This window comes from Cupriavidus sp. GW822-FHT06G04, assembly GCF_058799075.1.
Map to the genome: position 1 here is coordinate 46157 of NZ_JBXALD010000014.1, position 25969 is coordinate 72125.

The 25969-nt window shown below is 66.0% G+C and carries 20 protein-coding genes, 1 tRNA gene and 2 riboswitches; of the genes, 12 read left to right on the plus strand and 9 right to left on the minus strand.

The window, feature by feature from the left end:
* Positions 1 to 36 precede the first annotated feature (36 nt).
* The 4 genes from gcvP to AC1RKI_RS25805 all read right to left on the minus strand — a co-directional run bounded on the left by gcvP (position 37) and on the right by AC1RKI_RS25805 (position 5285).
* The gene (gene gcvP, locus AC1RKI_RS25790) at positions 37 to 2961 is read right to left on the minus strand and encodes an aminomethyl-transferring glycine dehydrogenase (protein ID WP_061953443.1); all 2925 of its coding nucleotides are present in this window, start codon (positions 2959 to 2961) and stop codon (positions 37 to 39) included.
* 74 nt (positions 2962 to 3035) lie between these two features.
* The gene (gene gcvH / locus AC1RKI_RS25795; protein ID WP_061953445.1) at positions 3036 to 3416 is read right to left on the minus strand and encodes a glycine cleavage system protein GcvH; all 381 of its coding nucleotides are present in this window, start codon (positions 3414 to 3416) and stop codon (positions 3036 to 3038) included.
* A 113-nt stretch (positions 3417 to 3529) separates the two neighbouring features.
* A complete protein-coding gene (gene gcvT / locus AC1RKI_RS25800) occupies positions 3530 to 4657 on the minus strand; it encodes a glycine cleavage system aminomethyltransferase GcvT (protein WP_150982264.1) in 1128 nt (375 codons plus the stop codon).
* 89 nt (positions 4658 to 4746) lie between these two features.
* Positions 4747 to 4866: riboswitch (glycine riboswitch) on the minus strand.
* Positions 4867 to 4887: 21 nt separating this feature from the next.
* A riboswitch (glycine riboswitch) is annotated at positions 4888 to 4975 on the minus strand.
* A gap of 85 nt (positions 4976 to 5060) precedes the next feature.
* A complete protein-coding gene (locus AC1RKI_RS25805) occupies positions 5061 to 5285 on the minus strand; it encodes a YMGG-like glycine zipper-containing protein (protein WP_061953585.1) in 225 nt (74 codons plus the stop codon).
* Positions 5286 to 5557: 272 nt separating this feature from the next.
* Between AC1RKI_RS25805 and AC1RKI_RS25810 the strand changes: the two genes are divergently transcribed.
* The 3 genes from AC1RKI_RS25810 to AC1RKI_RS25820 all read left to right on the plus strand — a co-directional run bounded on the left by AC1RKI_RS25810 (position 5558) and on the right by AC1RKI_RS25820 (position 10045).
* Positions 5558 to 7651 (plus strand): UvrD-helicase domain-containing protein, encoded by a 2094-nt coding sequence (locus tag AC1RKI_RS25810; RefSeq protein ID WP_492797908.1) that lies wholly within the window; start codon positions 5558 to 5560, stop codon positions 7649 to 7651.
* Positions 7652 to 8013: 362 nt separating this feature from the next.
* Entirely contained in the window at positions 8014 to 8745 is a 732-nt protein-coding gene (locus AC1RKI_RS25815; RefSeq protein WP_061953451.1) for a response regulator, read from the plus strand.
* 4 nt (positions 8746 to 8749) lie between these two features.
* On the plus strand, positions 8750 to 10045 hold the full coding sequence (locus tag AC1RKI_RS25820; RefSeq protein WP_492797906.1) for an ATP-binding protein: 1296 nt from the start codon (positions 8750 to 8752) through the stop codon (positions 10043 to 10045).
* Positions 10046 to 10170: 125 nt separating this feature from the next.
* On the opposite strand, the gene AC1RKI_RS25825 is transcribed toward AC1RKI_RS25820, so the two are convergent.
* Positions 10171 to 11343: an ABC transporter substrate-binding protein gene (locus tag AC1RKI_RS25825; RefSeq protein ID WP_492797904.1), complete on the minus strand. Its 1173-nt coding sequence runs from the start codon at positions 11341 to 11343 to the stop codon at positions 10171 to 10173.
* Positions 11344 to 11609: 266 nt separating this feature from the next.
* Between AC1RKI_RS25825 and hemN the strand changes: the two genes are divergently transcribed.
* Positions 11610 to 13136 carry an oxygen-independent coproporphyrinogen III oxidase gene (gene hemN / locus AC1RKI_RS25830; RefSeq protein WP_492797902.1) on the plus strand — a complete coding sequence of 509 codons (1527 nt, stop codon included), beginning with the start codon at positions 11610 to 11612 and terminating at the stop codon, positions 13134 to 13136.
* 250 nt (positions 13137 to 13386) lie between these two features.
* On the opposite strand, the gene AC1RKI_RS25835 is transcribed toward hemN, so the two are convergent.
* Positions 13387 to 14295 carry a c-type cytochrome gene (locus AC1RKI_RS25835; RefSeq protein ID WP_492797900.1) on the minus strand — a complete coding sequence of 303 codons (909 nt, stop codon included), beginning with the start codon at positions 14293 to 14295 and terminating at the stop codon, positions 13387 to 13389.
* A gap of 324 nt (positions 14296 to 14619) precedes the next feature.
* Between AC1RKI_RS25835 and AC1RKI_RS25840 the strand changes: the two genes are divergently transcribed.
* The 5 genes from AC1RKI_RS25840 to AC1RKI_RS25860 all read left to right on the plus strand — a co-directional run bounded on the left by AC1RKI_RS25840 (position 14620) and on the right by AC1RKI_RS25860 (position 21087).
* Positions 14620 to 14695, plus strand: a tRNA-Arg gene (locus AC1RKI_RS25840).
* A 185-nt stretch (positions 14696 to 14880) separates the two neighbouring features.
* Positions 14881 to 15681, plus strand: a complete 801-nt coding sequence (locus AC1RKI_RS25845) for an enoyl-CoA hydratase (RefSeq protein ID WP_150982464.1) — start codon at positions 14881 to 14883, stop codon at positions 15679 to 15681.
* A gap of 197 nt (positions 15682 to 15878) precedes the next feature.
* Positions 15879 to 17270: an FAD-binding oxidoreductase gene (locus tag AC1RKI_RS25850; protein WP_490714458.1), complete on the plus strand. Its 1392-nt coding sequence runs from the start codon at positions 15879 to 15881 to the stop codon at positions 17268 to 17270.
* A gap of 50 nt (positions 17271 to 17320) precedes the next feature.
* Positions 17321 to 17725 (plus strand): alternative ribosome rescue aminoacyl-tRNA hydrolase ArfB, encoded by a 405-nt coding sequence (gene arfB / locus AC1RKI_RS25855; protein ID WP_167585401.1) that lies wholly within the window; start codon positions 17321 to 17323, stop codon positions 17723 to 17725.
* Positions 17726 to 17892: 167 nt separating this feature from the next.
* On the plus strand, positions 17893 to 21087 hold the full coding sequence (locus tag AC1RKI_RS25860; RefSeq protein ID WP_492797898.1) for a bifunctional cytochrome P450/NADPH--P450 reductase: 3195 nt from the start codon (positions 17893 to 17895) through the stop codon (positions 21085 to 21087).
* A gap of 51 nt (positions 21088 to 21138) precedes the next feature.
* On the opposite strand, the gene htpX is transcribed toward AC1RKI_RS25860, so the two are convergent.
* Together htpX and AC1RKI_RS25870 are read right to left on the minus strand one after the other, a co-directional pair.
* The gene (gene htpX / locus AC1RKI_RS25865; RefSeq protein ID WP_061953468.1) at positions 21139 to 22017 is read right to left on the minus strand and encodes a protease HtpX; all 879 of its coding nucleotides are present in this window, start codon (positions 22015 to 22017) and stop codon (positions 21139 to 21141) included.
* 112 nt (positions 22018 to 22129) lie between these two features.
* Positions 22130 to 22564 (minus strand): hypothetical protein, encoded by a 435-nt coding sequence (locus AC1RKI_RS25870; RefSeq protein WP_492797896.1) that lies wholly within the window; start codon positions 22562 to 22564, stop codon positions 22130 to 22132.
* A 251-nt stretch (positions 22565 to 22815) separates the two neighbouring features.
* Between AC1RKI_RS25870 and AC1RKI_RS25875 the strand changes: the two genes are divergently transcribed.
* The 3 genes from AC1RKI_RS25875 (at position 22816) to AC1RKI_RS25885 (ending at position 24762) form a co-directional block, all read left to right on the plus strand.
* Complete coding sequence (locus tag AC1RKI_RS25875; RefSeq protein ID WP_061953472.1) at positions 22816 to 23250, plus strand: Cd(II)/Pb(II)-responsive transcriptional regulator; 435 nt, start codon at positions 22816 to 22818, stop codon at positions 23248 to 23250.
* Between the two features lie 443 nt (positions 23251 to 23693).
* Positions 23694 to 24107, plus strand: coding sequence for a nucleoside diphosphate kinase regulator (gene rnk, locus AC1RKI_RS25880; protein WP_061953589.1), 414 nt, complete (start codon positions 23694 to 23696; stop codon positions 24105 to 24107).
* Positions 24108 to 24417: 310 nt separating this feature from the next.
* Positions 24418 to 24762: a hypothetical protein gene (locus AC1RKI_RS25885; RefSeq protein ID WP_061953474.1), complete on the plus strand. Its 345-nt coding sequence runs from the start codon at positions 24418 to 24420 to the stop codon at positions 24760 to 24762.
* Between the two features lie 198 nt (positions 24763 to 24960).
* Here the strand turns inward: AC1RKI_RS25885 and ypfJ are convergent, their stop codons facing one another.
* Entirely contained in the window at positions 24961 to 25854 is an 894-nt protein-coding gene (gene ypfJ / locus AC1RKI_RS25890; RefSeq protein ID WP_061953476.1) for a KPN_02809 family neutral zinc metallopeptidase, read from the minus strand.
* Between the last annotated feature and the right edge of the window lie 115 nt (positions 25855 to 25969).

Below are 25969 nucleotides of genomic sequence, written 5' to 3' on the forward strand. Positions count from 1 at the left end.
CGCGTGTATAGGACGTCGCCTGACGCAGCGGCGGCCTCAGGCGTCGGCGTACTCGCTCATCGGCACGCAGGAGCAGAACAGATTGCGGTCACCGTAGACGTTGTCGGCACGGCCCACCGGCGGCCAGTACTTCTGCGTGCGCAGCGAGGCTAGCGGGTAAGCGGCTTCCTCGCGCGTGTACTTGCGATCCCAGTTGTCGGCCACCACCACGGCCGCTGTGTGCGGCGCGTGCTTGAGCGGATTGTCGTCGCGATCGAAGCTGCCGTCTTCCACCCGCGCGATTTCGCCGCGGATGGCGATCATGGCGTCGATGAAGCGGTCGAGTTCGTACAACGATTCGCTCTCGGTCGGCTCGATCATCAGCGTGCCCGGCACCGGGAAGCTCATGGTCGGGGCGTGGAATCCGTAGTCCATCAGGCGCTTGGCCACGTCTTCGTTGCTGATGCCGGTCGACTTCTGCAGCGGGCGCAGGTCCAGGATGCACTCATGCGCCACGAGCCCGTGCTGGCCCGTGTAGAGCACCGGGTAGTGCGGCGACAGGCGCCGCGCGACGTAGTTGGCCGCGAGGATCGCGTTCTCCGTGGCGGCGGTCAGACCAGCCGAACCCATCATCGCGATGTACATCCAGGAGATCGGCAGGATGCTGGCCGAGCCGAACGGCGCGGCCGATACGCCGCCAATGCCGTTGTCGTCGCGACGATAGCCGACGCTGTCCTGGTTCGGCAGGAAATCGGCCAGATGCGCGCCGACCGCCACCGGACCGACACCCGGACCGCCGCCGCCATGCGGAATGCAGAACGTCTTGTGCAGGTTCAGGTGCGAGACGTCGCCGCCGAATTGTCCCGGCGCGGCCACGCCGACCATCGCGTTCATGTTTGCGCCGTCGACATAGACCTGGCCGCCGTGCCTGTGCACGATGTCGCAGATCTGCTGCACGCCCTGTTCGAACACGCCATGCGTGGACGGGTACGTGATCATGATCGCGGCGAGGTTCTTGCTGTGCTGCTCGGCCTTGCGGGCGAGGTCTTCGAGATCGACGTTACCGTTCTCGTCGCACGCCACCACCACCACCTTCATGCCGGCCATCTGCGCCGACGCCGGATTGGTGCCGTGGGCCGACGACGGAATCAGGCAGATGTCGCGATGGCTTTCGCCGCGGCTGGCGTGATACGCATGGATGATCAGCAGGCCGGCGTATTCGCCCTGCGAGCCGGCGTTCGGCTGCAGGCTCACCGCGGCATAGCCGGTGGCGGCGCACAGCATGGCTTCCAACTGGTCGATCATTTCGCGATAGCCGACGGTCTGGTCCAGCGGCGCGAACGGATGGATGTTGCTGAACTCGGGCCACGTCACCGGAATCATCTCGCTGGTGGCGTTGAGCTTCATCGTGCAGGAACCCAGCGGAATCATCGTGCGGTCCAGCGCCAGGTCCTTGTCGGCCAGGGAGCGCAGATAGCGCAGCATCTCGTGCTCGGCATGATGCGTGTTGAACACCGGGTGCGTCAGGTATGCGCTCTGGCGCGCCAGCGCGGCCGGGAAGCCATCGGCGACCGAGGCCTCGGTCTTGTCGAAGTCGGGCGTGGGCTTGCCGTGCGCGAAGATTTCCCACAACGCGATGACGTCGTCGCGCGATGCGGTTTCATCGAGCGAGATGCCGATGCGCGTGGCGCCCGCGTGGCGCAGGTTGATGCCGCGCGCCGTGGCGGCCGCGTGGAACGCCTCGGTGTTGAAGCCGGTCTCCAGCGTCAGCGTGTCGAAGTAGGTGTCGTTCAGCGGGGCGTGGCCCAGCGTCTTCAGGCCGGCCGCCAGCGTGGCGGTCAGGCGATGCACGCGCTGCGCAATGCGCTTGAGGCCCTGCGGGCCATGGTAGACCGCGTACATCGACGCCATCACGGCCAGAAGAACCTGCGCCGTGCAGATGTTCGACGTGGCCTTCTCGCGGCGGATATGCTGCTCGCGCGTCTGCAGCGCCAGGCGATACGCCTTGTTGCCTTGCGCGTCGATCGTCACGCCCACCAGACGGCCCGGCATCGATCGCTTGAAATCGTCCTTCACGGCCATGTAACCCGCATGCGGACCGCCGAAGCCCAGCGGCACGCCAAAGCGCTGCGAGTTGCCGACGGCGACGTCCGCACCCCATTCGCCGGGCGCGGCGATCAGCGTGAGCGCCAGCAGGTCGGCGGCTGCCACCACCAGGCCGCCCGCGGCGTGCACGGCGTCGGCAATCGCGCGATAGTCGGCCACGTCGCCGTTGACGCCCGGGTATTGCAGCAGCACGCCGAACGCGTTGGCCTGTGCGGCGTCCACGGCGGCGCCAACCTTGACCTCGATGCCCAGCGGCAGCGCGCGTGTGCGGATCACTTCCAGCGTCTGCGGCAGCACGTCGTCCGCCACGTAGAACGTGTTCGACGCATGCTTGTTCACGCGCTGCAGCAGCGTCATGGCTTCCGCGGCCGCGGTGCCTTCGTCCAGCATCGAGGCGTTGGCGATATCGAGGCCGGTCAGGTCCGTGATCATCTGCTGGAAGTTCAACATCGCTTCCAGGCGGCCCTGCGAGATTTCAGGCTGGTACGGCGTGTACGCGGTGTACCAGGCGGGATTCTCGAAGATGTTGCGCAGCACCACGCCCGGCGTGATCGTGTTGTAGTAGCCCTGGCCGATAAAGCTCTTGAGCACGCGATTCTTGCCGGCCAGGCCGCGCAGCTTGGCCAGCGCGGCTTCCTCGGTCAGCGGGGCGGTGAATTCGCCGAGCGACATGCCGTCGCGGCGGCGGATGGCGGCGGGCACCACGGCGTCGATCAGCGCCTCGCGGCTGTCGTAGCCAAGCACCTTGAGCATGTGTTGCTGTTCGGCGGCGTCCGGGCCGATATGACGGGAAGCGAAGGCGTCGCGCGCCTCCAGTTCGGCCAGCGTGGGCCGTGCACCTTGTGCGGCAGCGTTCATGGGAAGCGGGGCGTTCATGGCAAGAATCTCGGGGGGGCGCGGCGGCCGGTGGTCGGCCGGACCGCCGCGCGGGGCATCAAACCGTCGGGGTGTCAGGCGCCGACGCTGGCCTTGTAGGCGTCGACGTTCATCAGGCCGTTCACGTCGTCGGCGTTGGCCGGCTTGAGCTTGAACAGCCATGCGTCGAAGGCGTTGGCATTGACCGATTCGGGCGAGGCCGACGCGGCGTCGTTGGTGGCGATGACTTCGCCGGCCACCGGGGCATAGATGTCGGAGGCCGCCTTGACGGACTCGACCACGGCCAGTGCGTCGCCGGCGCCCACCGACTTGCCTACCTCGGGCAGTTCCAGGAAGACGATGTCGCCCAGCGCATCCTGCGCGTGATCGGTAATGCCGATGGTCAGCGTGCCGTCGGCTTCAACGCGCACCCATTCGTGCGACTCGGTGTATTTCAGGTCAGCGGGGAAATTCATGAGGTTCTCCGTCAATGCAGTGTGATTCTTGTTTCCGGCACCCGGCCGCTGCCAAAGGGCTCGCGCAGCGCGGGTGAAAGGGCGACCGTTGGATGTGAAGCGGGGCCGATGCCTCAGCTCACGAGTGCCTTGCCATTGCGCACAAACGGCAGTTTAACCACAGTCGCGGTCAGTTTGCGGTCGCGGATTTCTACTTGTACGTCGGTGCCGGGCGCAACGTCCTTGGGCAGGCTGGCAAAGGCGATCGATTGCTGCAGCGACGGGCTGAAGGTGCCGCTGGTGATTTCCCCGGGGCCGGCCGCGGTGATCACTTTCTGGTGCGCGCGCAGCACGCCGCCCTTGTCGCGCAGGATCAGCCCGGCGAAGGTCTTGCACTGGCCGCTGGCCAGCAGTGCCGATTTGCCTACGAAATCGCGCTCGCTCGCCAGATCGACGGTCCACGCCAGCCCGGCGTCGAGCGGAGAGGTGTGGATATCCATGTCCTGGCCGTACAGGTTCATGCCGGCTTCCAGGCGCAGCGTGTCGCGTGCGCCCAGGCCAGCCGGGCGCACGCCCGCGGCCGACAGCTTTTCCCAGATGCCCGCCACATTCTCCGCGGGCACCACCAGTTCGAAGCCATCCTCGCCGGTGTAACCGGTGCGCGCGATCATCAGTTCGCCCATTTCGGGGTCTTGCACGACCAGCGCGTTGAACGGCTTCAGGGCGTCGGCAGGTTGCGTGGAAGGGAAAGCCTGGTAGACCTTGGCGCGCGCATTCGGGCCCTGCACCGCCACGATGGCGAGCTTGCCGACGCTGGCCGGCGCCACGTCACCGCGTCGCGGTGTGATCGTCACGCGGGCGTCGGTGGCCACGTTGCGCGACTGGATCCACTCGATGTCGCCGATGGCGGTGCTGGCGTTGACGACCAGACGGAAATGGTCTTCGGCGAAGAAGTAGACGATCAGGTCGTCGATCACGCCGCCTTTTTCGTCGAGCATGCACGAATACAGCGCCTTGCCCGGCGTTTGCAGCTTGTCCACATTGTTGGCCAGCAGGCCGCGCAGGAATGTGCGGGTGTTGGCACCGGTCAGGTCGACCACGCACATGTGCGAGACGTCGAACATGCCGGCGTCGGCGCGTACGGCGTTGTGTTCCTCGATCTGCGAACCGTAGTTGACCGGCATGTCCCAGCCGCCGAAGTCGACCATGCGGGCGCCAAGTGCGCGGTGGATGGCATTGAGGGGCGTGGCCTGGAGCGTCATGGATATCCTCGGAGGCGGTTTCGAAAACGAAAAAGGGTCATCCGCCGCAGCGCTCGGCCGCACAAAAGTGCGAACGATCCGGTGCGGCGGATGACCCCTCTGTCCTCGATACCTGAGAGATTACGAAGCCTTGGCTTCGTGCGCCCCTTCGGTGGACATGCTCACCAGGCGTGACGCCGTGGCGGATGTCGCTCTCCAGAGTGCGGCATGCATTGTGTGCATGTTGCATGCCGATCCGGTCGGTCCATGGTGCCTGAGAGTTTTCGGGTGGTTCCCCTTCGGCGGCGCAGTCGCTGCGCGCTCTCCCGGCCGGATGCGCGAGAATGTACGGGACCGTCCTACCTTTGTCAAACGGCCCCTGACAACGGAGATGCCGGTCCCGTCCGTGCGCCGCGCAGGGCTATCAGCGGCGGTCCTTGGTCACCACGTTACCCACCACGCCGCCCACGGCCGCGCCGCCGAGCGTGCCGAGCGCGCTGCCGTCGGTCAGGACCGCGCCGCCCAGCGCACCTGCGCCCGCACCGATCGCGGTGTTGCGCTGCTTGGGCGTCATGTCCGCACAGCCGGCAAAGGTCACAAGCGTTGCGCCGATCAGGGCGACTTTCGAAAGGGTGCGAAGCGTCTTCATGTTGGGCTCCTTCTTTTCATCGAATGCCATCGTTTGCGATGTGTTGAGTGTCCGCCGCGCCGGTCGCGCAACGCGCAAAACCGCGCGGTCGTGACAGGTAAGAGGCAATCTCCATGCCCCAACCGAGCCCGATTTACGATTGTTACCTGCCTGAAACGCCTCCTGTCGGACGCCGCCCGACACCGTAGCCGCGTGTTAACATCCTCGCCTCCGCCGCGCGGTCTTTCGCGCGTGCATCTTTCGTCATCCCGCCTGTTTCGATTTCCCGCCCCATGACCCACGGACTGAACGCCGCGCAATCCGAAGCTGTGCGCTATCTGGATGGCCCCTGCCTTGTGCTGGCGGGCGCCGGCTCGGGCAAGACGCGCGTGATCACGCAGAAAATTGCGCACCTTATCGAGGACAAGGGGTTCGAGCCGCGCCATATCGCCGCCGTCACGTTCACCAACAAAGCGGCGAAAGAGATGCAGGAGCGTATCGCGAAGCTCATGGAGGGCAAGATCACGCGGGAAGGTAAGCGCATTCCGCTCAAGCAGCTCACCGTTTGTACGTTTCACTCGCTCGGCGTGCAAATCTTGCGCATGGAAGCCGAGCATGTCGGGTTGAAGCCGCAGTTTTCCATCATGGATTCGGACGACTGTTTCGGCCTGGTGCAGGAGCAGCTTGGCACCACCGACAAGAAGTTGATCCGCCGCGTGCAAAGCACGATTTCGCTGTGGAAGAACGGCATGGTCGATCCCGAAACCGCGCTGGCACAGGCCGCCGATGCCGACGAGCACCAGGCCGCGATGGTGTATCGCAACTACGTGGCGACGCTGCACGCTTACCAGGCGGTTGATTTCGACGACCTGATCCGCCTGCCGGCCGAGTTGTTCGCGCGTGACGAGGCGGTGCGTCTGAAATGGCAGAACCGGCTGCGCTATTTCCTGGTCGACGAATACCAGGACACCAACGCGTGCCAGTATCAGTTGCTCAAGCTGCTGGCCGGCGGATCGCATCTGCGCGCGGCGGCCTTCACGGCCGTGGGCGACGATGACCAGGCCATCTATGGCTGGCGTGGCGCCACGCTCGATAACCTGCGCCTGCTGCAAACCGATTTCCCGGACCTCAAGGTCATCAAGCTCGAACAGAACTACCGCTCCACGGTGCGCATCCTGGAAGCGGCCAACGCGGTGATCGCCAACAATCCGAAACTGTTCGACAAGAAACTGTGGTCCGAGCACGGCATGGGCGATCCGATCGCCGTGCATCCGATGAACGACGAGGAGCACGAGGCGGAATCGGTGGTGTTTCGCCTGTCGGCGCACAAGTTCGAACGCCGCGCGCAGTTTCGCGACTACGCGATTCTCTATCGCGGCAATCACCAGGCGCGCCTGTTCGAACAGATTTTGCGCCGCGAGCGGATTCCGTATGTGTTGTCGGGCGGCCAGAGTTTCTTCGACAAGGCGGAAATCAAGGACATCTGCGCCTATCTGCGCCTGATTGCCAATCCCGACGACGATCCCGCGTTCATCCGTGCCATCACCACCCCGCGCCGCGGCGTGGGTAACACCACGCTGGAAGCCTTGGGCACGTTTGCAGGACAGGCCAAGGTGTCGCTGTTCGAAGCGGCGATGATGGGCGGCATCGAGGCCAAGCTGCAGCCGCGCCAGCTGGAACCGCTGCGCGTGTTTTGCGAATCGATGGTGCGGCTGGCCGATCGCGCCGCGCGCGACCCTGCCACCGTGGTACTCGACGACCTGATGGAAGGCATCCACTACGAGGCGTACCTGTACGACACCTTCGACGAACGCCAGGCGCAATCGCGCTGGACCAACACGCTGGAATTTCTCGACTGGCTCAAGCGCAAGGGCACGCGCCCGGAGCCGGACGGCGAGGGCGAGGCCACCGGCTTCGACAACGCCGATGGCTTTGCCGACGAGGGCAAGAACCTGCTCGAACTGACGCAGACCGTGGCGCTGATGAGCATGCTCGAAGGCCGCGAGGAAGACCCCGACGCGGTGCGGCTGTCGACGCTGCATGCGTCCAAGGGCCTCGAATATCCGCACGTATTTCTGGTTGGCGTGGAGGAGGGCATCCTGCCTCACGCGCGCGAAGACGAAGAGATGGGCGACGACAAGATCGAGGAAGAGCGCCGCCTGATGTACGTCGGCATCACGCGGGCCCAGCGCAGCCTGCAGATCACGTGGTGCAAGAAACGCAAGCGCGCGCGGGAGACCTATTCGTGCGAGCCGTCGCGCTTCATCGCCGAAATGAAGCTCGAAGACGGCCCCGCGCCGCAGGACCAGACGCCGGCGATGAGCCCGAAGGACCGGCTGGCCGGGCTGAAGGCGCTGCTCGGCAAGCCCGCCACGGGTGGCGCCTGATACAAGCCCGACAAGATTCCGGGCATCAAGCTCAATAGGATTGGCGTCGCGCGAAACGTCTCGACGTTTCTTGCGCCACACCGCGCCTACCCTTCGGTGGCGGTGTAGCTGGGCGAGCATGCTGGCCCGGCTTCTTCCCTGTTGAACGCTCCCGGCTGCGGCAGCACCGGGGGCGTTTTTTTCTTATGCGTCGCCCGCCCGCATGGCGAATACCGCACGTATCAGGATTGATACAAAACCGGCATCGCCTGTAAGAAGCAAGCTGGTAAATTGGCGCTCCTGACAGTGTCCGGCGCCGACCGGCGCTGCCTGGCTTTTCGTCTGGTTTGCCCCCGCGGCCACACCCGCACTGCGCTCTCATCATGGATCTGTCTCCCGCTCTGCCCATCCGCCTCCTGGTTGTCGACGACGATCCCCAGATCCGCACCATGCTGGCCGAATATCTCGCCACGTTCGGCATGGAAGCCGACGGCGCGGACGGCGGCGCCGCCATGCGCACCGCCATGACGCAGCACGATTACGACCTGCTCATCCTGGACCTGTCGCTCCCGGGAGAAAACGGCCTGACGTTGTGCCGCGAGATTCGCGATAGCAGCGACCTTCCGGTGATCATGCTGACCGCGCGCACCGAACTGGCCGACCGCGTGGTCGGTCTCGAAGTCGGTGCCGACGACTATGTGACCAAGCCGTTCGAAATGCGCGAACTGGTGGCGCGCATCCACACCGTGCTGCGGCGCAGCCGGGGCGAGACACGACGTCCGGCGCCGGTGACGGGCGGACATGAAACGCGCTTTGCGAATTGGCGCCTGAACACCACGCTGCGCCAGTTGGTGGACGCGGAAGACACCGTGGTGCCGCTGTCGAACGCGGAGTTCCGCCTGCTGCTGACCTTTATCGAGCATCCCAATCGCGTGCTCGATCGCGAGATGCTGATCAACAATGCACGCGGGCGCGACCTTGACGTCTTCGACCGCAGCATCGACTTGCTGGTCTCGCGCCTGCGCCAGAAGCTGCGCGACGATCCGCGCGATTCGGCCCTGATCCGCACCGTGCGCGGCGAAGGGTACGTGTTCACCGGCAACGTGGAGCACTGATCCGATGGCCGCCGTCACTCCGCCGTCCGCCGACGCCGACGGCGTCGCGGCCATCAAGCCCGCTTCCGGCAGCGACGCGCGCGTGCCGCGCAGACGCTTCAACTCGATGTTCATGCGGCTGTTCTTCGTCATGGCCGCCATCATGCTCGCCGTTCACATCCTGGGCGTGACCGTGATCGAGAACGTATTTCCGCGCCCTGGATCCGAGCGCTACATCGAACGCATGCGACGCGCCGCATCCGAAGCGCAAGCGGCCGGTTTGCCGCGTCCGGCAGCGCCGCCGCCCAATCTGCTCGACCGCATGCTGGGGCGGGCCGGTGGCCCTCCTCCGAGCGGCAACAATGGCGACGGCCCGCCGCGTCCCGATGGCGTGCGCCCGCCGCCGCCGGGCATGTTCGCGCCGCCGCGCGGGCAACAGGGGCCGCCACAGGGCTTTCACATTCGCGGCATCTGGCCGCCGCACCTTGGCATGCTGTTTCAGTTGCTGGCGATCCTGATCGCGTCGCTGGTCGGCGCCCGCCTGCTGGCGCGGCCCGTGCAGCAACTGGCCAGCGGCGCCAATCGCCTGGCGCAGGACGTCCACGCGCCGCCGCTCGATGAAGACACCGGCCCCGCGGAAGCGCGCGAGGCGACGCGCGCGCTGAACCTGATGCAGCAACGGATCCGCACCCAGCTGGCGCAGCAGTCGCGCTTCCTGGCCGCCGTCTCGCACGACCTGCGCACGCCGCTGACGCGCATGAGCCTGCGCATCGAGCGCATCGAGGACAACGACGTGCGGTACCGGCTGCGCCAGGACCTCGCCGAGATGAACGGGCTGATCGACGCCACGCTTTACTACCTTCGCGAGCGCGACGACGCCACGGGTCCGCGCCAGCGCGTAGATGTGCTGGCGCTACTGCAGGCGATCGTTGACGACGCGCAGGAACTGGGACAGGACGTGCGGCTGTCCGGCGAGGCCACGCCGCTGCTCGCGTATCCCGCCGAACTGCGCCGCGCGGTGGTCAATCTCGTCGAGAACGCGCATCGCTACGGCGGCGCCGCGCATATCATCCTGACCGATAGCCCGGAGCGCGTCGCCATCGATGTGTGCGACAACGGTCCCGGCATTCCGCCGGCCGAACTGCAGCGCGTGCTGGAACCGTTCTATCGCGTGGAATCGTCGCGCAGCCGCGCCACCGGGGGCGTGGGCATGGGCCTGTCGATTGCTGCAGATATCGTCGCGCGTCATGGCGGCGAACTGACATTGACCAATCGCGCCGAAGGCGGTTTGCGCGTCAGCATCACGCTGCCGCGCGGCTGAGCGACGCCGCCGCGCCCGCCGCGCCGACGGATAAACGGATGGCGATGGGTCGATGTGTCGACGAATCGACAGCCCGCGGCCAAGCGATGGCGACGCGTGCCCGGGCCACGCGGCCTTGACCGGGCTCAGGCGCGTTGCGGCAGGCCGCTCTTGCCGATCGGCGCCAGTTGCACGTATTGCGAACCGCGCAGCCCGCGCGTGAAATCGAGCGTGAAATCGCCGACATCGATGCGGGTCTGCAAGACGCGCCGCAATTCCACGACGCCATTGGTCCGCATGCCGGCCGCTGCACGCACCAGCCACGCCGCGCCAATGTAGCCAGCCAGCGTGGCCGGCGACGGCGGTTCGTCGAGATATTGCTTCATGCGCGCCACGTGTTCCTTCACCACGCGCAGCGTCGATTCCTGCGGCCCCGGCGCAATCTGCGTCACCACCATGCCGCCCGCGTAGTGCGCACCAAGAATCTCGCGCGCCGACGCCGGACTGACCGCCGACAATCCCACCAGAAAACCGTACCAGTTCCGTGCCGCCAACGCGCGTCCCAGGCTGCCGTAGGCCAGCGTGTCGCCTGCCACCACCACCGCGCCCGGCCGTGCCGCCGCAATGCGCCGCGCGCAATCGTCGGGGTTGCCGGTCAGGGGCACGGCGCGCGTGGACATTGCCGTTTCCAGCCGCGTCAGCCAGGGCGAGCCTGACGCCAGCGTACCCGCGGCGAAGTCCGGCGACACCGCCAGCGCGATCCCGCTCAAGCCATAGCTGTGCAACTGCCGCACCGCCGCGTCGATTTCGGACTGATAGTCGGCCCGGGTGAACCAGACGTTTTCCGCGGTGATGGCCAGACCCGATAGCGGCGCGACGATCTGCACGCCGCGTCGCGCCAGTTCGGGCGAAGCGGCCAGCGCGGGCAGCACGGCATCGCCCGGCCCGAACAGGATGTCCGCGCGCTCGGAGTCGGCCAGCGCGGTGGCCTGCGCCACGGCACCGCGCGCATCGGGAGCGGCATCGCGAACCACATGCACGATGCGCAGGCCGCCATAGCTTCCCGGCGACGCATTGACTGCATCGAACATCACCTTCGCACCGGCCAGGTAGTCGCGGGCGAGGTCGGCCTGCGAACCGACCCGATCGACCAGGTGCCCCACCACCAACTGACGGCGCGCGACCGTCATGGCCGGCTGGGCCAGCGCTTGGGGCAACGCGGCGGCCGAAGCCAGCGCCGCCAGCCCCTGCAGGGCGCGGCGTCGGCCGGCCGATGCGGGCGCGCAAGACGATATCGACTGCGGCAAGGCTGGGCGCATGGCAGCGGACTCTGAAAGTGCGATGGAATCGGGAAATGGTTATGCGGCGGACACAGCGACCGCGGCGGATACAGCGGCCCTTGTGCGAGCCGGGCCGAGACTATCGGCGCTTGATGACCGTTCCGTGACTTTCGACAGACTTCGTGCCCCACTTCGGCGGGCTATCCGGCGCAGCGTTGCCCCGGGTTTGACGCGCATCAATGCTGCGCCGCGAGGCAAGGCATAGCATCGATCGCTAATTGCGCCCAAGATCTCGAAAATCCACTATGTCCGCCCCCCAATCCGCCTCTCAGCCCGCACTGCGATCCGCGCCTCGATCCTCTTCCCCATCCACGTCGCCGATATCCGATGCCACGGCCTTTGACCGTGGCGCGCTAGCCGATTTTCGCAGCCTCGCCGGTCGCATCGACGGCAACGGGCCGCGTTATACGTCCTACCCCACCGCCGACCGCTTCCACGCCGAAATGGGCGACGCCGGCTATCTGCGGGCGCTGGACTTCTGCCGCGCTAATGCGCCGGCGCCGTTATCGCTATACGTCCACGTTCCGTTCTGCGAGAACATTTGCTACTACTGCGGCTGCAACAAGATCATCACCAAGGATCACGGCCGTAGTGCGCAATATGTCGACTATCTGGCGCGGGAAATGGCGATGGTGTCCGACCGGCTGGGCCAGCGCCGCGCCGTCATGCAGTCGCACTGGGGCGGCGGCACGCCGACATTTCTGGACCCGGACGAGATGCGCCGCGTAATGGCAGCGCTGCGCCGTCATTTCGACCTGCTTGCCGGCGGCGAACATTCGATCGAAATCGACCCGCGCCGCGTCACCGACGCGCGCATGGATTTATTGTCGGAACTGGGCTTCAACCGCATCAGCCTTGGCGTGCAGGATTTCGATCCAGAGGTGCAGGCGGCAATCCATCGCGTGCAGTCCTATGACGAAACGCGCGCCGTGGTCACGGCGGCCCGGCGGCTTGGGTTTCAGTCGATCAGCATGGACCTGATCTACGGCCTGCCGCACCAGACCACCGCGCGTTTCAACGCCACCATCGATCGCGTGCTGACGCTGCGTCCGGATCGGCTGTCGGTCTACAGCTATGCCCATCTGCCGCACGTGTTCAAGCCGCAGCGTAGTATTGACGCCGCCGCGCTGCCGCCCGCGGCCGAGAAGCTCGATATTCTGGTGTCGACGATCGAACGATTGACCGCCGCCGGGTACGTTTACATCGGCATGGACCATTTCGCGCTGCCCGACGACGACCTTGCCATCGCCCAGCGTGAAGGGCGTTTGCAACGCAACTTTCAGGGCTACGCCACGCACGCCGGCTACGACCAGATCGGCCTGGGCGTCTCGGCGATCGGCGCCGTGGCCGGACATTACGTGCAGAACGCGCGTACCACGGACGACTATTACGCCGCGCTCGACACCAATCGGCTGCCGATCATCCGGGGCTTCGAGATGTCGCCGGACGATCATCTGCGCAAACGCATCATCGGCGCGTTGATGTGCAACGGCGTGCTCGATATTGCGGCCGTGGAGGCAGAGCATCGGATCGATTTCGGCACGACGTTCGCCGCGGAACTGGCCGATCTCGACGCCCTGGCGCAGGACAATCTGGTGCGACGCACGCCCGCGCGCATCGAGATCACATCGCTCGGCCGCCTGCTGGTGCGTCGCGTGGCAATGGTTTTCGATCGTTACCTGCGCGATGACGCAGCGCGCCCGCCGCAGGCCACGGCCGTCGGTGGCCCGCAAGCACAAGGGATTCCGGTGCGCTATTCGCGCGTTGTCTGAGCGGCGTCGGGTAGCGCCTCGGGTCCGGCGGAGTGACTGGTGACGTTAGCCGCGCCCGATCGCACGCAGCCAATGGCTGGCGTCGGGTGGGTAGCAGTCGGCGAATGGTTGATGGCGATCCGTCGACGACAGGCGGCCGTGGCCCGGCGCAAAGAAAAAGCCCGCGAACTTCTTCGCGGGCTTTTTGCTGGATCGGTGACCGATATCGGCTGGCCAACCCGGCCACCTGTTCGGCGGCCGATTCGTCGGCTTACTTTGCGGCGTTGGCCATGTAGTCGGCAGCGGCGATCACGTCCGCGTCCGGGCCGGCATAGCCACCCTTGGGCGGCATCACGCCCTTGCCCTTGAGCGCATAGTTGTGCACGGCGTCCATGCCTTCCTTCAGACGCGGCGCCCAGGCCGCCTTGTCGCCGAACTTGGGCGCGCCGGCAACGCCAGCGGCGTGGCAAGCGGCACAAACCTGTTCGTAGACTTTCTTGCCCGTATCGGCCGACGCTGCTGCCGGAGCCGCGGCAGGAGCCGCCGCAGCGGGTGCCGGAGCCGGTGCTGCAGCGGCCGCAGGCGCTGCTGGCGCGGCGGCAGCCGCAGCGGCCGCTTCAGGCGCTGCCGGAGCCGAGGCCGCGGCCTGCGTGGCTGCGCCAGCCGCCGGGGCGGGCGGTTCGGGGAACTTGGCGCCGCCGGCGTCGGCCATGTAAACCACCGCGCGACCGAGTTCGTAGTCGCTCAGATCGTCCGGCGACGTGCCGGCGCGCGCGGGCATTGCGCCCTTGCCGTTCAGCACCGACTTCATCAGCCCGTCGAAACCCTGGCCGATCCGTGCCGTCCAGTCAGCAGCCGTGCCGTATTTCGGCGCACCGGCCGCGCCCGTGGCGTGGCATGCCGCGCAAACTTCCTTGTACACCTGCTCGCCCGTCTTGAAGACGCGCGGCGCGTTGGGATCCTTGATTTCGAGCGAGGCCACCGGCGCGATGCGCGTGTTGACCGCTTCCAGCGACTGGGTTGAGCCGGCGCCCTCGCGGCTGCCGTGTCCGACAAAATTGACCAGCAGGATAATGACGATGATCGGCACCAGAAAGGCGGCGATCACTACGGCGATCAGTTGCTTCGGGGTCTTGATTGGCGACTCGTGGTGGTCGTTTTCTTGATGGACGTCACTCATACAGAACTCTCGATTTTGCGGGAAACCTTATGCACAGCACGTGGGGGCGGCTTGCTTGTCTGGCCCTGTTTCGGGGGTGAATTTCTGTCGGTCTCTGCGCCCGGGGCTGTCTCCGGCCCGGCTACGTCTCTGTTACGGCGCAAATAGCTGCCGATTATAGACCCAACACCCGCCCAGAGGGACTAAAAGCGACGGTTCAGAGACCCGTACTAACCCCCGCCCGAGGCGCTTCGGCGCAACCCGCATGGACGGGCCCGCGCAAACCGGGTATCCTATGCGACTTTCCGGCGACGGCGTCCGTCCGTTGCCAGTCAGCCTCACATCGCGCCCGTAGCTCAATGGATAGAGTACTGCCCTCCGAAGGCAGGGGTTGCTGGTTCGATCCCAGCCGGGCGCGCCAAGTCCCGCAACGGTTTCCCGCGTTTCCCACTACCGCCGCGAAGGGCGGCACCGATGACCGAGCCACGCCGGCCGCGTCGATCCCGTCCCCGCATCCGTATTGACCCCAATTCGCCCCCCGCGCAGCGCCAAACCATCGCCGGAACGCGCGATGATTGCGGTCACACGCCACTACGGAGCGCCGCCATGACGATGGAATCCAATAGCCATACCGAACCGCCGCTGGTCTTGCGCGAGTCGCGCGATGGGGTGGTCACGTTGTGCCTGAACCGGCCGGCGCAGTTCAACGCGCTGTCCGAAGCGATGCTTGGCGCGTTGCACGAAGCGCTGCAACAGGTTGCCGCCGATGAGGCTGTGCGGTGCGTGATCCTGGCCGGCGCGGGCAAGGCGTTTTGCGCGGGGCATGATCTGCGCGAGATGCGCGGTCATCCCGATCTGGCCTACTACCGGTCGCTGTTTGCGCAGTGCAGTGTCGTCATGCAGGCGATCCAGGCATTGCCAGTACCGGTGATCGCGCGGGTTCACGGCATCGCCACGGCCGCTGGCTGCCAACTGGTGGCCAGCTGTGATCTTGCGATGGCCTCCACGGTGGCGAAATTTGCGGTGTCCGGCATCAACGTCGGATTGTTTTGCGCAACGCCGTCGGTCGCACTGTCGCGCAACGTCTCGGCCAAACGCGCCTTCGACCTGCTCGTGACCGGCCGATTCATCGACGCGGCGACGGCGGCCGACTGGGGGCTGGTCAATGAAGCCGTGCCCGATGCGGAACTGGACGCCGCCATCGCGCGCAAGGTCGACGCGATCCGCGCCAAGAGTCGCGTCGCAATCCGGTATGGCAAGTCGATGTTCTACCGCCAGCGGCAGATGGAACTGGCCAGCGCCTATGCCTACGCGGGCGATGTCATGGCGCGCAATATGATGGAAGAAGACGCCGGTGAGGGCATCGACGCATTCCTGCAGAAACGCACGCCGCGCTGGCAGTCGTAAGTGTTGCGACCCGCACGCAGGCGCGATGTCTGCGCTTCGCCGCCTCAGCAATGAAACCGATCGTAGCGCCGCGGGATGGCCGGATAGCCGCATCGCCGCCGCGAGCCGCGCCGCGGCGCGGTCTGCGGGCGTTGGCGCGTGCTTTGCATGGTCAATGACTCCGGAATCCGCATCCGATGCGGAAGGGAGGATTCATCATGGCCACGCTTGCTGCCGATCACATCGACATGTTGCGCAAATCGGTGCGCGGCAGGGTGCTGTTGCCGGCCGATGCCGGGTACGACGTCGCGCGCACGGTCTGGAACGCCACCGTCGACCGCAAGCCGGCGGTCATCCTGCAATGCACGGGGACGGCCGATGTGATGCATGCCGTCAACTTCGCGCGCGATCATCGCCTGGTGCTGGCCGTGCGCGGCGGCGGTCACAATATCGCGGGCAGCGCGATCTGCAATGCCGGGCTGGTGATCGACCTTTCGGCGCTGCGCGGCGTGCATGTCGATCCGCACGATCATGTGGCGTGGGTGAGTCCGGGTGCCACGCTTGGCGATTTCGATCACGAAGCCCAGGCGCTGGGACTGGCCACGCCGCTGGGCATCAATTCGACCACCGGCGTCGCTGGCCTGACGCTGGGCGGCGGCTTTGGCTGGCTCACGCGCCAGTACGGCATGACGGTCGATAACCTGCTCGGCTGCGAAGTGGTGACCGCCGACGGTCAGCGGCATTGGGCGGATGCCCAGCATGAGCCGGAACTGTTCTGGGCGTTGCGCGGCGGTGGCGGAAATTTCGGGGTGGTCACGCTGTTCCAGTTCCGCCTGCATCCGGTCGGCCCGATGGTCACCGCCGGTCTGCTGGTGTTTCCAGGCGTGGAAGCCAAGTCGGTGCTGCGCCAGTATCGTGCTTTCACCGAAACCGCGATGCCTGACGATCTCAACGTGTGGGCCGTGCTGCGCCGCGCACCGCCGTTGCCGTTCCTGCCGGCGTCGGCGCACGGCACCAATGTGGTGGTGCTGGCAGCGTTCAGCACGGCTGATGCGGCCGCGGCCGAACGTGCGATCGACCCGTTGCGGTCTTTTGGCCAGACCGTTGGCGAACACGTCGGCCAGATGCCATACACGGCATGGCAGCAGGCGTTCGATCCGCTGCTGACGCCGGGTGCGCGCAACTATTGGAAGTCCCACAATTTTTCCCGGCTCGACGACGCGGCGATCGACATGATGGTGGATTACGCGGCGCGCGGGCCGTCGGCGCATGCCGAGATCTTTGTCGGTCAGGTCGGCGGCGTCGCCAATCGCGTGCCGCCCGACGCGACGGCATACAGCCATCGCGATGCGCGTTACGTCGTCAACGTGCATTCGCGTTGGGACCGCGCCGACGAGGACGCCGCCTGCATCGCCTGGGCGCGCGATTTCTTCAACGCAGCGGCCCCCTACGCCACGGGCGGCGTCTATGTGAACTTCATGACCGAGGACGAATCTGCGCGCGTGGGCGCCGCATACGGCCCGAACTACGATCGCCTGGCGCGCGCCAAGCGCACCTACGATCCGCAGAATCTGTTCTGCACCAACCAGAACATCGCACCGGCCCCGTAGCGTGCTGGCGATGCCCCCTCGGAACGCCATGCGTTGCTATGATGCGGCGCATGGCCGACGACCTGTTCATCCCCCATTACGAATACGAGATCACCGCGATCCGCGCCCAGGGTGCGGGCGGTCAGAACATCAACAAGGTGTCCAACGCGGTGCATCTGCGCTACGACGTGCGCGCATCGTCGCTCGCGCCCGATCACAAGGAACGGCTGCTGGCGCTGCACGACCATCGCATCACGCGCGACGGCGTGGTGGTGATCAAGGCGCAGCAGCATCGCAGCCTGGAACTCAACCGCGAAGAAGCGGTGCGCCGTCTGCACGAACTGGTCCAGAGCGTGGCCACGCCGCCGCGCGTGCGCCGGCCCACCCGCCCGACGCGCGCGTCGCGTACCCGCCGGCTGGAAGCCAAGACGCAGCGCGGGCAGGTCAAGGCGCTGCGCGGCAAAGTGGTCGACTAGCCGCGCATCTTTGGTCCGAACAAACATTTCAAACGCTCGGATCAGGGATGGGACAACGCGGCCGTTGGCAGGCATGCTCTGGTGTCCCGCATTGACTTTGTCGATCCCATGCCCGGCCGCGCCGGCATGGGCCGGCGGTCCACCATAACCACAGGCGCCCTCCATCCATGTCATCCGCCATTCCTGCCGCTGTCCTCGAGCCGATTCCGCGCGATCCGGGCTGGCCTATCGTCGGCAACCTGTTCCAGATCACCCCGGGAGAAGTCGGTCAGCATCTGCTGGCGCGCAGCCGCCATCACGACGGCATTTTCGAACTCGACTTCGCTGGCCGGCGCGTGCCGTTTGTGTCGTCGGTGGCGCTGGCGGCCGAGGTGTGCGATCCGGCGCGCTTCCGCAAGATCATCGGCCCGCCGCTGTCCTATTTGCGCGACATGGCGGGCGACGGCCTGTTCACCGCGCACAGCGACGAACCGAACTGGGGTTGCGCGCATCGCATCCTGATGCCCGCCTTCAGCCAGCGCGCGATGAAAGGTTATTTCGACGTCATGCTGCGCGTGGCCAACCGCCTGGTCGATAAATGGGATCGCAACGGCCCCGACGCCGATATTGCCGTGGCCGACGACATGACGCGCCTGACGCTGGATACGATCGCGCTGGCCGGCTTCGGCTACGATTTCGAATCGTTCGCCAGCGATCAGCTCGATCCGTTTATCACGGCGATGGTCGGCGCGCTCGAGGAAGCCATGCGCAAGCTCACGCGGCTGCCGATCCAGGACCGCTTCATGGGCCGTGCTCACCGGCAGTTTGCCGACGATGTGGCCTATATGCGCAATCTGGTCGACGACGTGATTCGCAAACGCCGCGCCGCGCCCACGCAGGGCATGGATCTGCTGAACCTGATGCTCGACGCGCGCGATCCGGAAACCGACCAGCGCCTCGATGACGCCAACATCCGCAACCAGGTCATCACGTTCCTGATCGCGGGCCACGAAACCACTAGCGGACTGCTGACGTTCACGTTGTACGAACTGCTACGCAATCCCGGCGTGCTGGCGCAGGCCTATGCCGAAGTGGACGCGGTGCTGCCCGACGACGCGCCGCCGGTGTATGCCGATCTGGCGCGCATGCCGGTGCTCGATCGCGTGCTCAAGGAAACGCTGCGGCTGTGGCCCACCGCGCCGGCCTTCGCGGTCGCGCCGTTCGACGATGTGGTGATCGGCGGCCGCTATCGGCTGCGCAAGAATCGCCGGATTTCGGTGGTGCTGACCGCATTGCATCGCGATCCGAAGGTGTGGGCCCATCCCGAGCGTTTCGACATCGATCGCTTTCTGCCCGAGAACGAAGCAAAGCTGCCGGCGCACGCCTATATGCCGTTCGGTCATGGCGAGCGCGCCTGCATCGGCCGCCAGTTCGCGCTCACCGAGGCCAAGCTGGCCCTGGCGTTGATGCTGCGGAACTTTGCCTTTCATGATCCGTTCGACTACCAGTTCCGGCTCAAGGAAACGCTGACCATCAAGCCCGATAACTTCGTGCTGCGCGCGCGGCGTCGACGCCCGCATGAACGGCTGCTCGCCCAGGCGGCCGCGCCGGCGGCGCTCGATAGTGCGCAGGCCGAGGTGCGCGGACATGGCCAGGCGATGACGGTGCTGTGCGCATCGAGTCTTGGCACGGCGCGCGAACTGGCCGAGCAGATCCATGCGGGCGCCGTGGGCGCGGGTTTCGACGCCAGACTTGCGGATCTCGACGACAGCATCGACGCGCTGCCGACATCGGGCCTGTTGGTGGTAGTGGCGGCAACCTATAACGGGCGCGCGCCCGATTCCGGACGCAAGTTCGAAGCGATGCTGGATGCCGGCGGTGCACACGGCTATCGCGCCGACGGCCTGAGGCTGGCGCTGCTGGGCTGCGGCAATTCGCAATGGGCTACCTATCAGGCGTTCCCACGGCGTGTGTTCGACTTTTTCACCGCGGCGGGTGCGGTGCCCTTGCTGCCGCGTGGCGAAGCCGACGGCAATGCCGATTTCGACCAGGCCGCGGAGCGCTGGCTGGCGCAATTGTGGCAGGCGTTGCAGGCCGACGGTGCCAGCGAGCGCGGCCTCGGCGTCGACGTGCAATTGCGCAGCGTCGATGCGATGCGCGCGCAAACGCTGCCGGCCGGCACGCAGTCGTTCTCGGTGATCGCCAACGAGGAACTGGTGGCCGATCCCACCGGCCTGTGGGATTTTTCGTTCGAGGCGCCGCGCACCTCCACGCGGGCGATCCGGTTGCAGTTGCCGCCCGGCGTCACCTACCAGACCGGCGACCACCTCGCGGTGTGGCCACGCAACGAGCCGCGCCTGGTTGCCGACCTGTGCGAGCGGCTCGACCTCGATGCCGGCGCGATGGTCACGCTGAGTGCGCCCCACGGCGCGGGCCGCGGCCTGCCCATAGGCGAGGCACTGCCGCTGCGCGAGCTGCTGACCCATTTCGTCGAACTGCAGGATGTGGTGTCGCGCCAGACCTTGCGCGCGCTGGCGCAAACGACGCGCTGTCCGTTCACGCGGCAGTCGCTCGAAACCATGGCATCGGACGATGCGCAGCACGGTTACGCCACGCAGGTGGCGGCGCGCCGGCTGGGCGTGCTCGATGTACTGGCAGCCTATCCGGCGCTCGCGCCGACGCTGCAGCAACTATTGGCATGCACGGTGCCGATGCGCCCGCGTTTCTATTCGATTGCGTCCTCGCCGCGGGTGGCGCCCGATGTGGCGACGCTGCTGGTGGGGACCGTCTGGGCACCGGCGTTGTCGGGTCGCGGCCAGTTCCGTGGCGTGGCGTCAACGTGGCTGCAGGCGCTGGCGCCAGGCGCGCGCGTATCGGCGTCGATCCGCACCCCGAATCCATCGTTCGCGCCCGTAGCCGACGCGACGGCGCCGATGCTGCTGATCGGACCGGGCACCGGCATCGCGCCATTCCGTGGCTTTATCGAGGAACGCGCGGCTCAGCGCGCAGCCGGACAGGCAGTGACGCCAGTGCAGCTGTACTTCGGCTGTCGCCATCCGCAGCATGACTGGTTGTTCCACGACGACTTTGCCCGCTGGGCGCAAGCCGGCGTGGTGGCGCTTCACACCGCGTTCTCCGTGCTGCCCGACACGCCCCGCTATGTGCAGGATCTGCTGTGGCAGCGCCGCGCACACGTCTGGTCGCTGTTGCAGGCGGGCGCAACCGTCTATGTGTGCGGCGACGGGCGCCGCATGGCGCCAGCGGTGCGTCAGACGCTGATCGACATCGCCGCGGAGCAGGGCGGGATGACGGCCGACGCGGCTTCGGACTGGTTCGCCGGTCTGATGGCCGCCGCAAGGTATCGACAGGACGTCTTCAACTGATCGTGCCGATGCCGCGCGGCGCGGCGTCTGGGCCGGAAGCCGGGCCAGGTTTCAGCGCGCGCCCTGTAAGGCGGCGATGCGCGATTCGATCGGCGGGTGGCTGGAGAACAGCGCCAGCCACGACTTGCCGCCCGAAATCCCCATCGCCTGCATGTTCTGCGGCAAGCCGTCGGCGTCCAGGCCGCCCAGGCGGCGCAACGCGGCGACCATCGGCGTGGGCGTACCCATCAATCCGGCCGCGCCTGCATCGGCGCGATATTCGCGATGGCGCGAGAACGCGGCGACGATGATGCTGGCCAGGATGCCGAACACGATTTCGCAAACGACCACCGTGATCATGTAGCCGATGCCTGGGCCGCTCGACTCCTCGTCGTTGCGACGCAGCCAGGAATCGACGAAGTAGCCGACCACGCGGGCCATAAAGATCACGAACGTGTTGACCACGCCCTGGATCAGCGTCAGCGTGACCATGTCGCCATTGGCAATGTGCGCCACTTCGTGCGCCAGCACGGCTTCGACTTCGTCGTGCGACATCGATTGCAGCAAACCGGTAGAGACCGCCACCAGCGAGTTTTTCTTCGACGCTCCCGTGGCAAACGCGTTGGGCTCGCCGTCGTAGATCGCCACTTCGGGCATCGGCAGGCCAGCGCGCGTGGCCAGCTTCTGCACAGTCTGCACCAGCCACAGTTCTGTGCTGGTGCTCGGATGCGTGATGACCTGCGCGCCAGTGGACCATTTCGCAATGGTCTTGGACATCAGCAGCGAGATGAACGAACCGCCAAAACCCATCAGCGCCGCAAACGCCAGTAGCGTACCGAGGTTCAGCCCGTTGGCGGTAAGGAAGCGATTCACGCCCAGCAGGCTGGCCGTAAAGCTGAGGACGAGCATGACGGCGAGGTTGGTCGCCAGGAACAGAAAGATACGTTTCATGGTTGTGGGACAAGACTTGAAAAGACGCGGACCAGCCGCAAGCGCGCGCGACACGATCAGACGTGCCGGGCGACAGGGGGACGTGCGAAATCACTTCCGCACGAATCGGGAATCAGCCGCGTGGAGGACGCGGCAGTAAAGGCAGATGAGGGTCCGGCAGCGCGGCGACGGCGTAGTGGGGCACCACACTAGGCGTCACGGCAATCGACACGCGCGGCATTGGCGCGGGAAGCAACTGTTCGGCGAAATCCGCGCCGGGCGGCGAGGGGTCCGCGCTGTCGCAGGGGTGCGACGAATCCGACGCCGGCAGCGACGGCGTGGCGAAATCGGCCTGATCGGCCGCCAACCCGACATGACGCTGTGCGCCGATCCGGCTATCGCCTTGCGCCGCGAGCGGGCTATCGGACGCCTGCGCCTTGTGCGCCTTGGCGATCTGTGCCGCCTGGAGCGGACCGGCCACCGACGCGGACGTGTTGAAGCCGGCCCATGCCTGGAACGGCAGGAAGGCCAGCAAAACCACCATCAGCAGGAACCGGAATGGGAGCACGGGGCGCGTGACGCAAGGGTCAAAAACGATGGCAACGATTCTACAGGATGGCGTCCGCCGGCGTTGTCAGCCTACTGCACTATCCGATTATTCTCACTGCATTGGCGATGGACAGGCCGACCGGCCGCGCGCCCTCGGATCGCAACATGGCCGCATCCCGCTTCCGGCAGGATTCGCCCGATTGGACTACACTTCGCTTTAACCCTGTAATGACTACAGGGATTTGTTGCCCAATCACGGAGGCCACGACCATGCGTATCGGCGAACTCTCGCGCCATAGCGGCTGCGATGTGGAAACCATCCGATATTACGAACGCGAAGGGCTGCTCGATGCGCCCCAGCGCGAGGACAACGGCTATCGCCGATATGGCGATGGCCATCTCGTCCAACTCAATTTCGTGCGGCATTGCCGTTCGCTTGGCATGAGCCTGGCCGATGTGCGTAGGTTGCGCGATTTTCAGCGCAATCCGTTGCTGGCGTGCGACGATATCGACACGCTGCTGGACCGCCAGATCGAACAGATTCACGCGCAGCGCGTGGCGCTGGAAGCGCTGGAAGGGCAGTTGCGGGCGCTGCGGCACACCTGCGGGAAACCCAATCCCCATCCGGCCAGCGAATGCGGCATCCTGCAGAACCTGCAGCAGGCCGCCGAAGGCGCGGCTTGCGAATGCCATCCGAAGCACTGAACGCGTCATAGCGGCCGCGCGCCCACGGCGCCGTGCTGTCGGACGCCAGTTGCGCGCCGTGTGCTAGCATCACCGTTCGCGTCCCACCCGACGCGCTTTTTCACCGGATTTCCTTTGACGATGTCTCGCTACCTTGCCCTCGCCGTCCTTGCCATGGTTCGCCCCGCGCGACCGGCGCGCGCGCGCATGGTGGCGCCGACCATTCCCGCCAGCCGCCGGATCAACGCCCCGCTTGATCCCGCCCGGTTCCCGGCCTGACCGACCCCCACTCCTGAGCAGCACGGGTCCGGTGCCGAACCGGGCCTGAGGCACCACGCTTTTTTCGCTGTAGCACGCCCGGCATGTCTGATCGCGCCGGCCCCAATCGATTTCCCTGGCTGCCGTCCCGGCGTCGCACCAACGTGTCGACGCTCGCGGCCGCCGCTTTTGCGAAAGGCAACGCCATGGCAAAGACCAAGAACCCAACCCTGTATCTGACCGAACTCGACGTGACGCGGCTCGAGGCGATTGCCAGCCGCGCCGGTACCGCCGAGCTGGACGAAATGCTCGACGCGCTGCTCGAACGCGCGGCCATCGTCATGCCGAGTGCCATTCCGAAAGACGTGGTGACGATGAACTCGCGCGTGGTCTGCGCGCTGGAAGGCGAAGCCGCGCCCCGTGAGTGGACACTGGCTTACCCGGACGAGGCCGACCTCTCGGCGGGCCGCCTGTCGGTGCTGTCGCCAATCGGCCAGGCATTGCTGGGCGCCCGTGCGGGCAAGACGGTCGATTACCGGCTGCCCAACGGCGCCGCGCAGCGCGTGACCATCGTCGATATTGCGTTTCAGCCTGAGGCCAACGGCCAGTACACGCTCTGATCCAGTTGCGGCATCGCGCCGCCTGAGTCTTCTACGCGCCCAGTCATCGGCCCTGCCGTACCGCAGGGTAGGTGACTGGTTCCGCTCTGCAGCATTCCCTCCTGGCTGCCATTCGGCGGCCGATCTGCGCCATTCATCCACAGACCCAGCGTTTCACGGCGTGCAACGCACCATTCGTCGCAGCGGTATTTCTCGTAGAACTACTACCCACTAACCTTCAGTCCGTGCTCGCATCGCTACGAAGATGGCGCATCGGGCAGCTGTCAGCTGTATCCAAAAAAAGGTTGTGAATCAGTTGAAGGAGTCCCAGATGAACGCCAGACGTATCCTTGGCGGTGCCCTCGTGCTCGCCGCGTTTGCCGCGTCGGCAGCGATTGCCGCACCGGCCGCGACCAAAAAGGTCGGCAAGTTCGACGTGTATGCCGATGCCGCGCGCACAGGCAAGTTCGACACCTATAGTGAAGGCTCGAAGATGGGGAAGTACGACACCTTTACCGATGGCGCCCGTCAGGGCAAGTTCGACACGTTCAGTGAAGGTTCGCGCACCGGCAAGTTCGACAGCTTCAGCGAAGGCTCGCGCGCATTTGGCGGCGAGATCTCCGCCTCGGCGCTCGACAACTCGCGCAACGGCGATCTGTACGGCTACAAGGTCTGATAGCCCGCAGAACGCCAATCGGCGGCCGATGGATCCACCGGCCGCCGATCTCGTTTCAGTTTCTCTCCCACCTGCGCGACCGACCTCCTCCTTCTCTCTCCGTCGCGCAGGTGATTTTTCCCCGCCGAATTCCGTTCCGTTTCCTGTCGCTTCCTGGCTTTGGCAGTTGCCGCTGCGTGCCGTGATGAGACGCGCCGGCTAGAGTTGCCGCGCGGCAAACGTATCGCACTTGCGCATATCGCCGGTCGTCAGGCCCTGGCGCAGCCATCGCACGCGCTGTTCACTGGTGCCATGCGTGAACGCCTCGGGCACCACGTAGCCTTGCGATTGCTTTTGCAGACGATCGTCGCCAATCGCGGCCGCTGCTTTGAGCCCTTGCTCGACGTCACCCGGTTCCAGCAGTTGCTGGTTCATCTTGCCGGCCGTGGCGGCCCACACACCGGCCAGACAATCGGCCTGCAATTCCATCCGCACCGACAGCTGATTGGCCTGCGCCTCGCTCATGCGGCGGCGCGCCGCATCGACCTTGTTCGATACGCCCAGCAGATTCTGGACGTGATGGCCGACTTCGTGCGCGATCACATACGCCTGCGCAAAATCGCCGCCTGCGCCAAAACGCTGGCGCAGTTCGTCATAAAACGACAGGTCGATATAAACCTTCTGGTCGCCGGGGCAATAGAACGGGCCCATCGCCGACTGGCCTGTGCCACATGCGGTGGGCGTCGCACCCGAGAACATCACCAGCGTGGGCGGCGCATAGCGACGGTTCAGGTCGGTCTCGAAGATGTGTTCCCACGTGCGCTCGGTGTTGCCGAGCACCTTGCGTGTGAAAACCGAGAGCTGGTCGTTGGCGGCCGGTCGATGCGCCTGCGATTGCGGCGCCGGCTGCTGCTGGCCCTGGATCACCGAAGCGCCCTGAAAAATCAGCGAGGGGTCGATGCCAAAAAAGTACGATGCGGCCAGTGCGATGATGACCGTGCCGATGCCGATGGATTTTCCGCCGATCGGCAGGCCGAATCCGCCGCCTCCGCCGTAGCCATCGCCGCGGCGATCTTCTACGTTCTGGCTTTCGGCTTCGTCATCGAGACGCATGTTGGGGGCTCCGTCGGGGATTCTGATATGCCGATGGAGTATAGCAACGGCGCTTGACGCCCAGTGACGCGTGCGCAATTGGTTACCTTGTGCCGCACCCGCCCCGGCGCAAAAA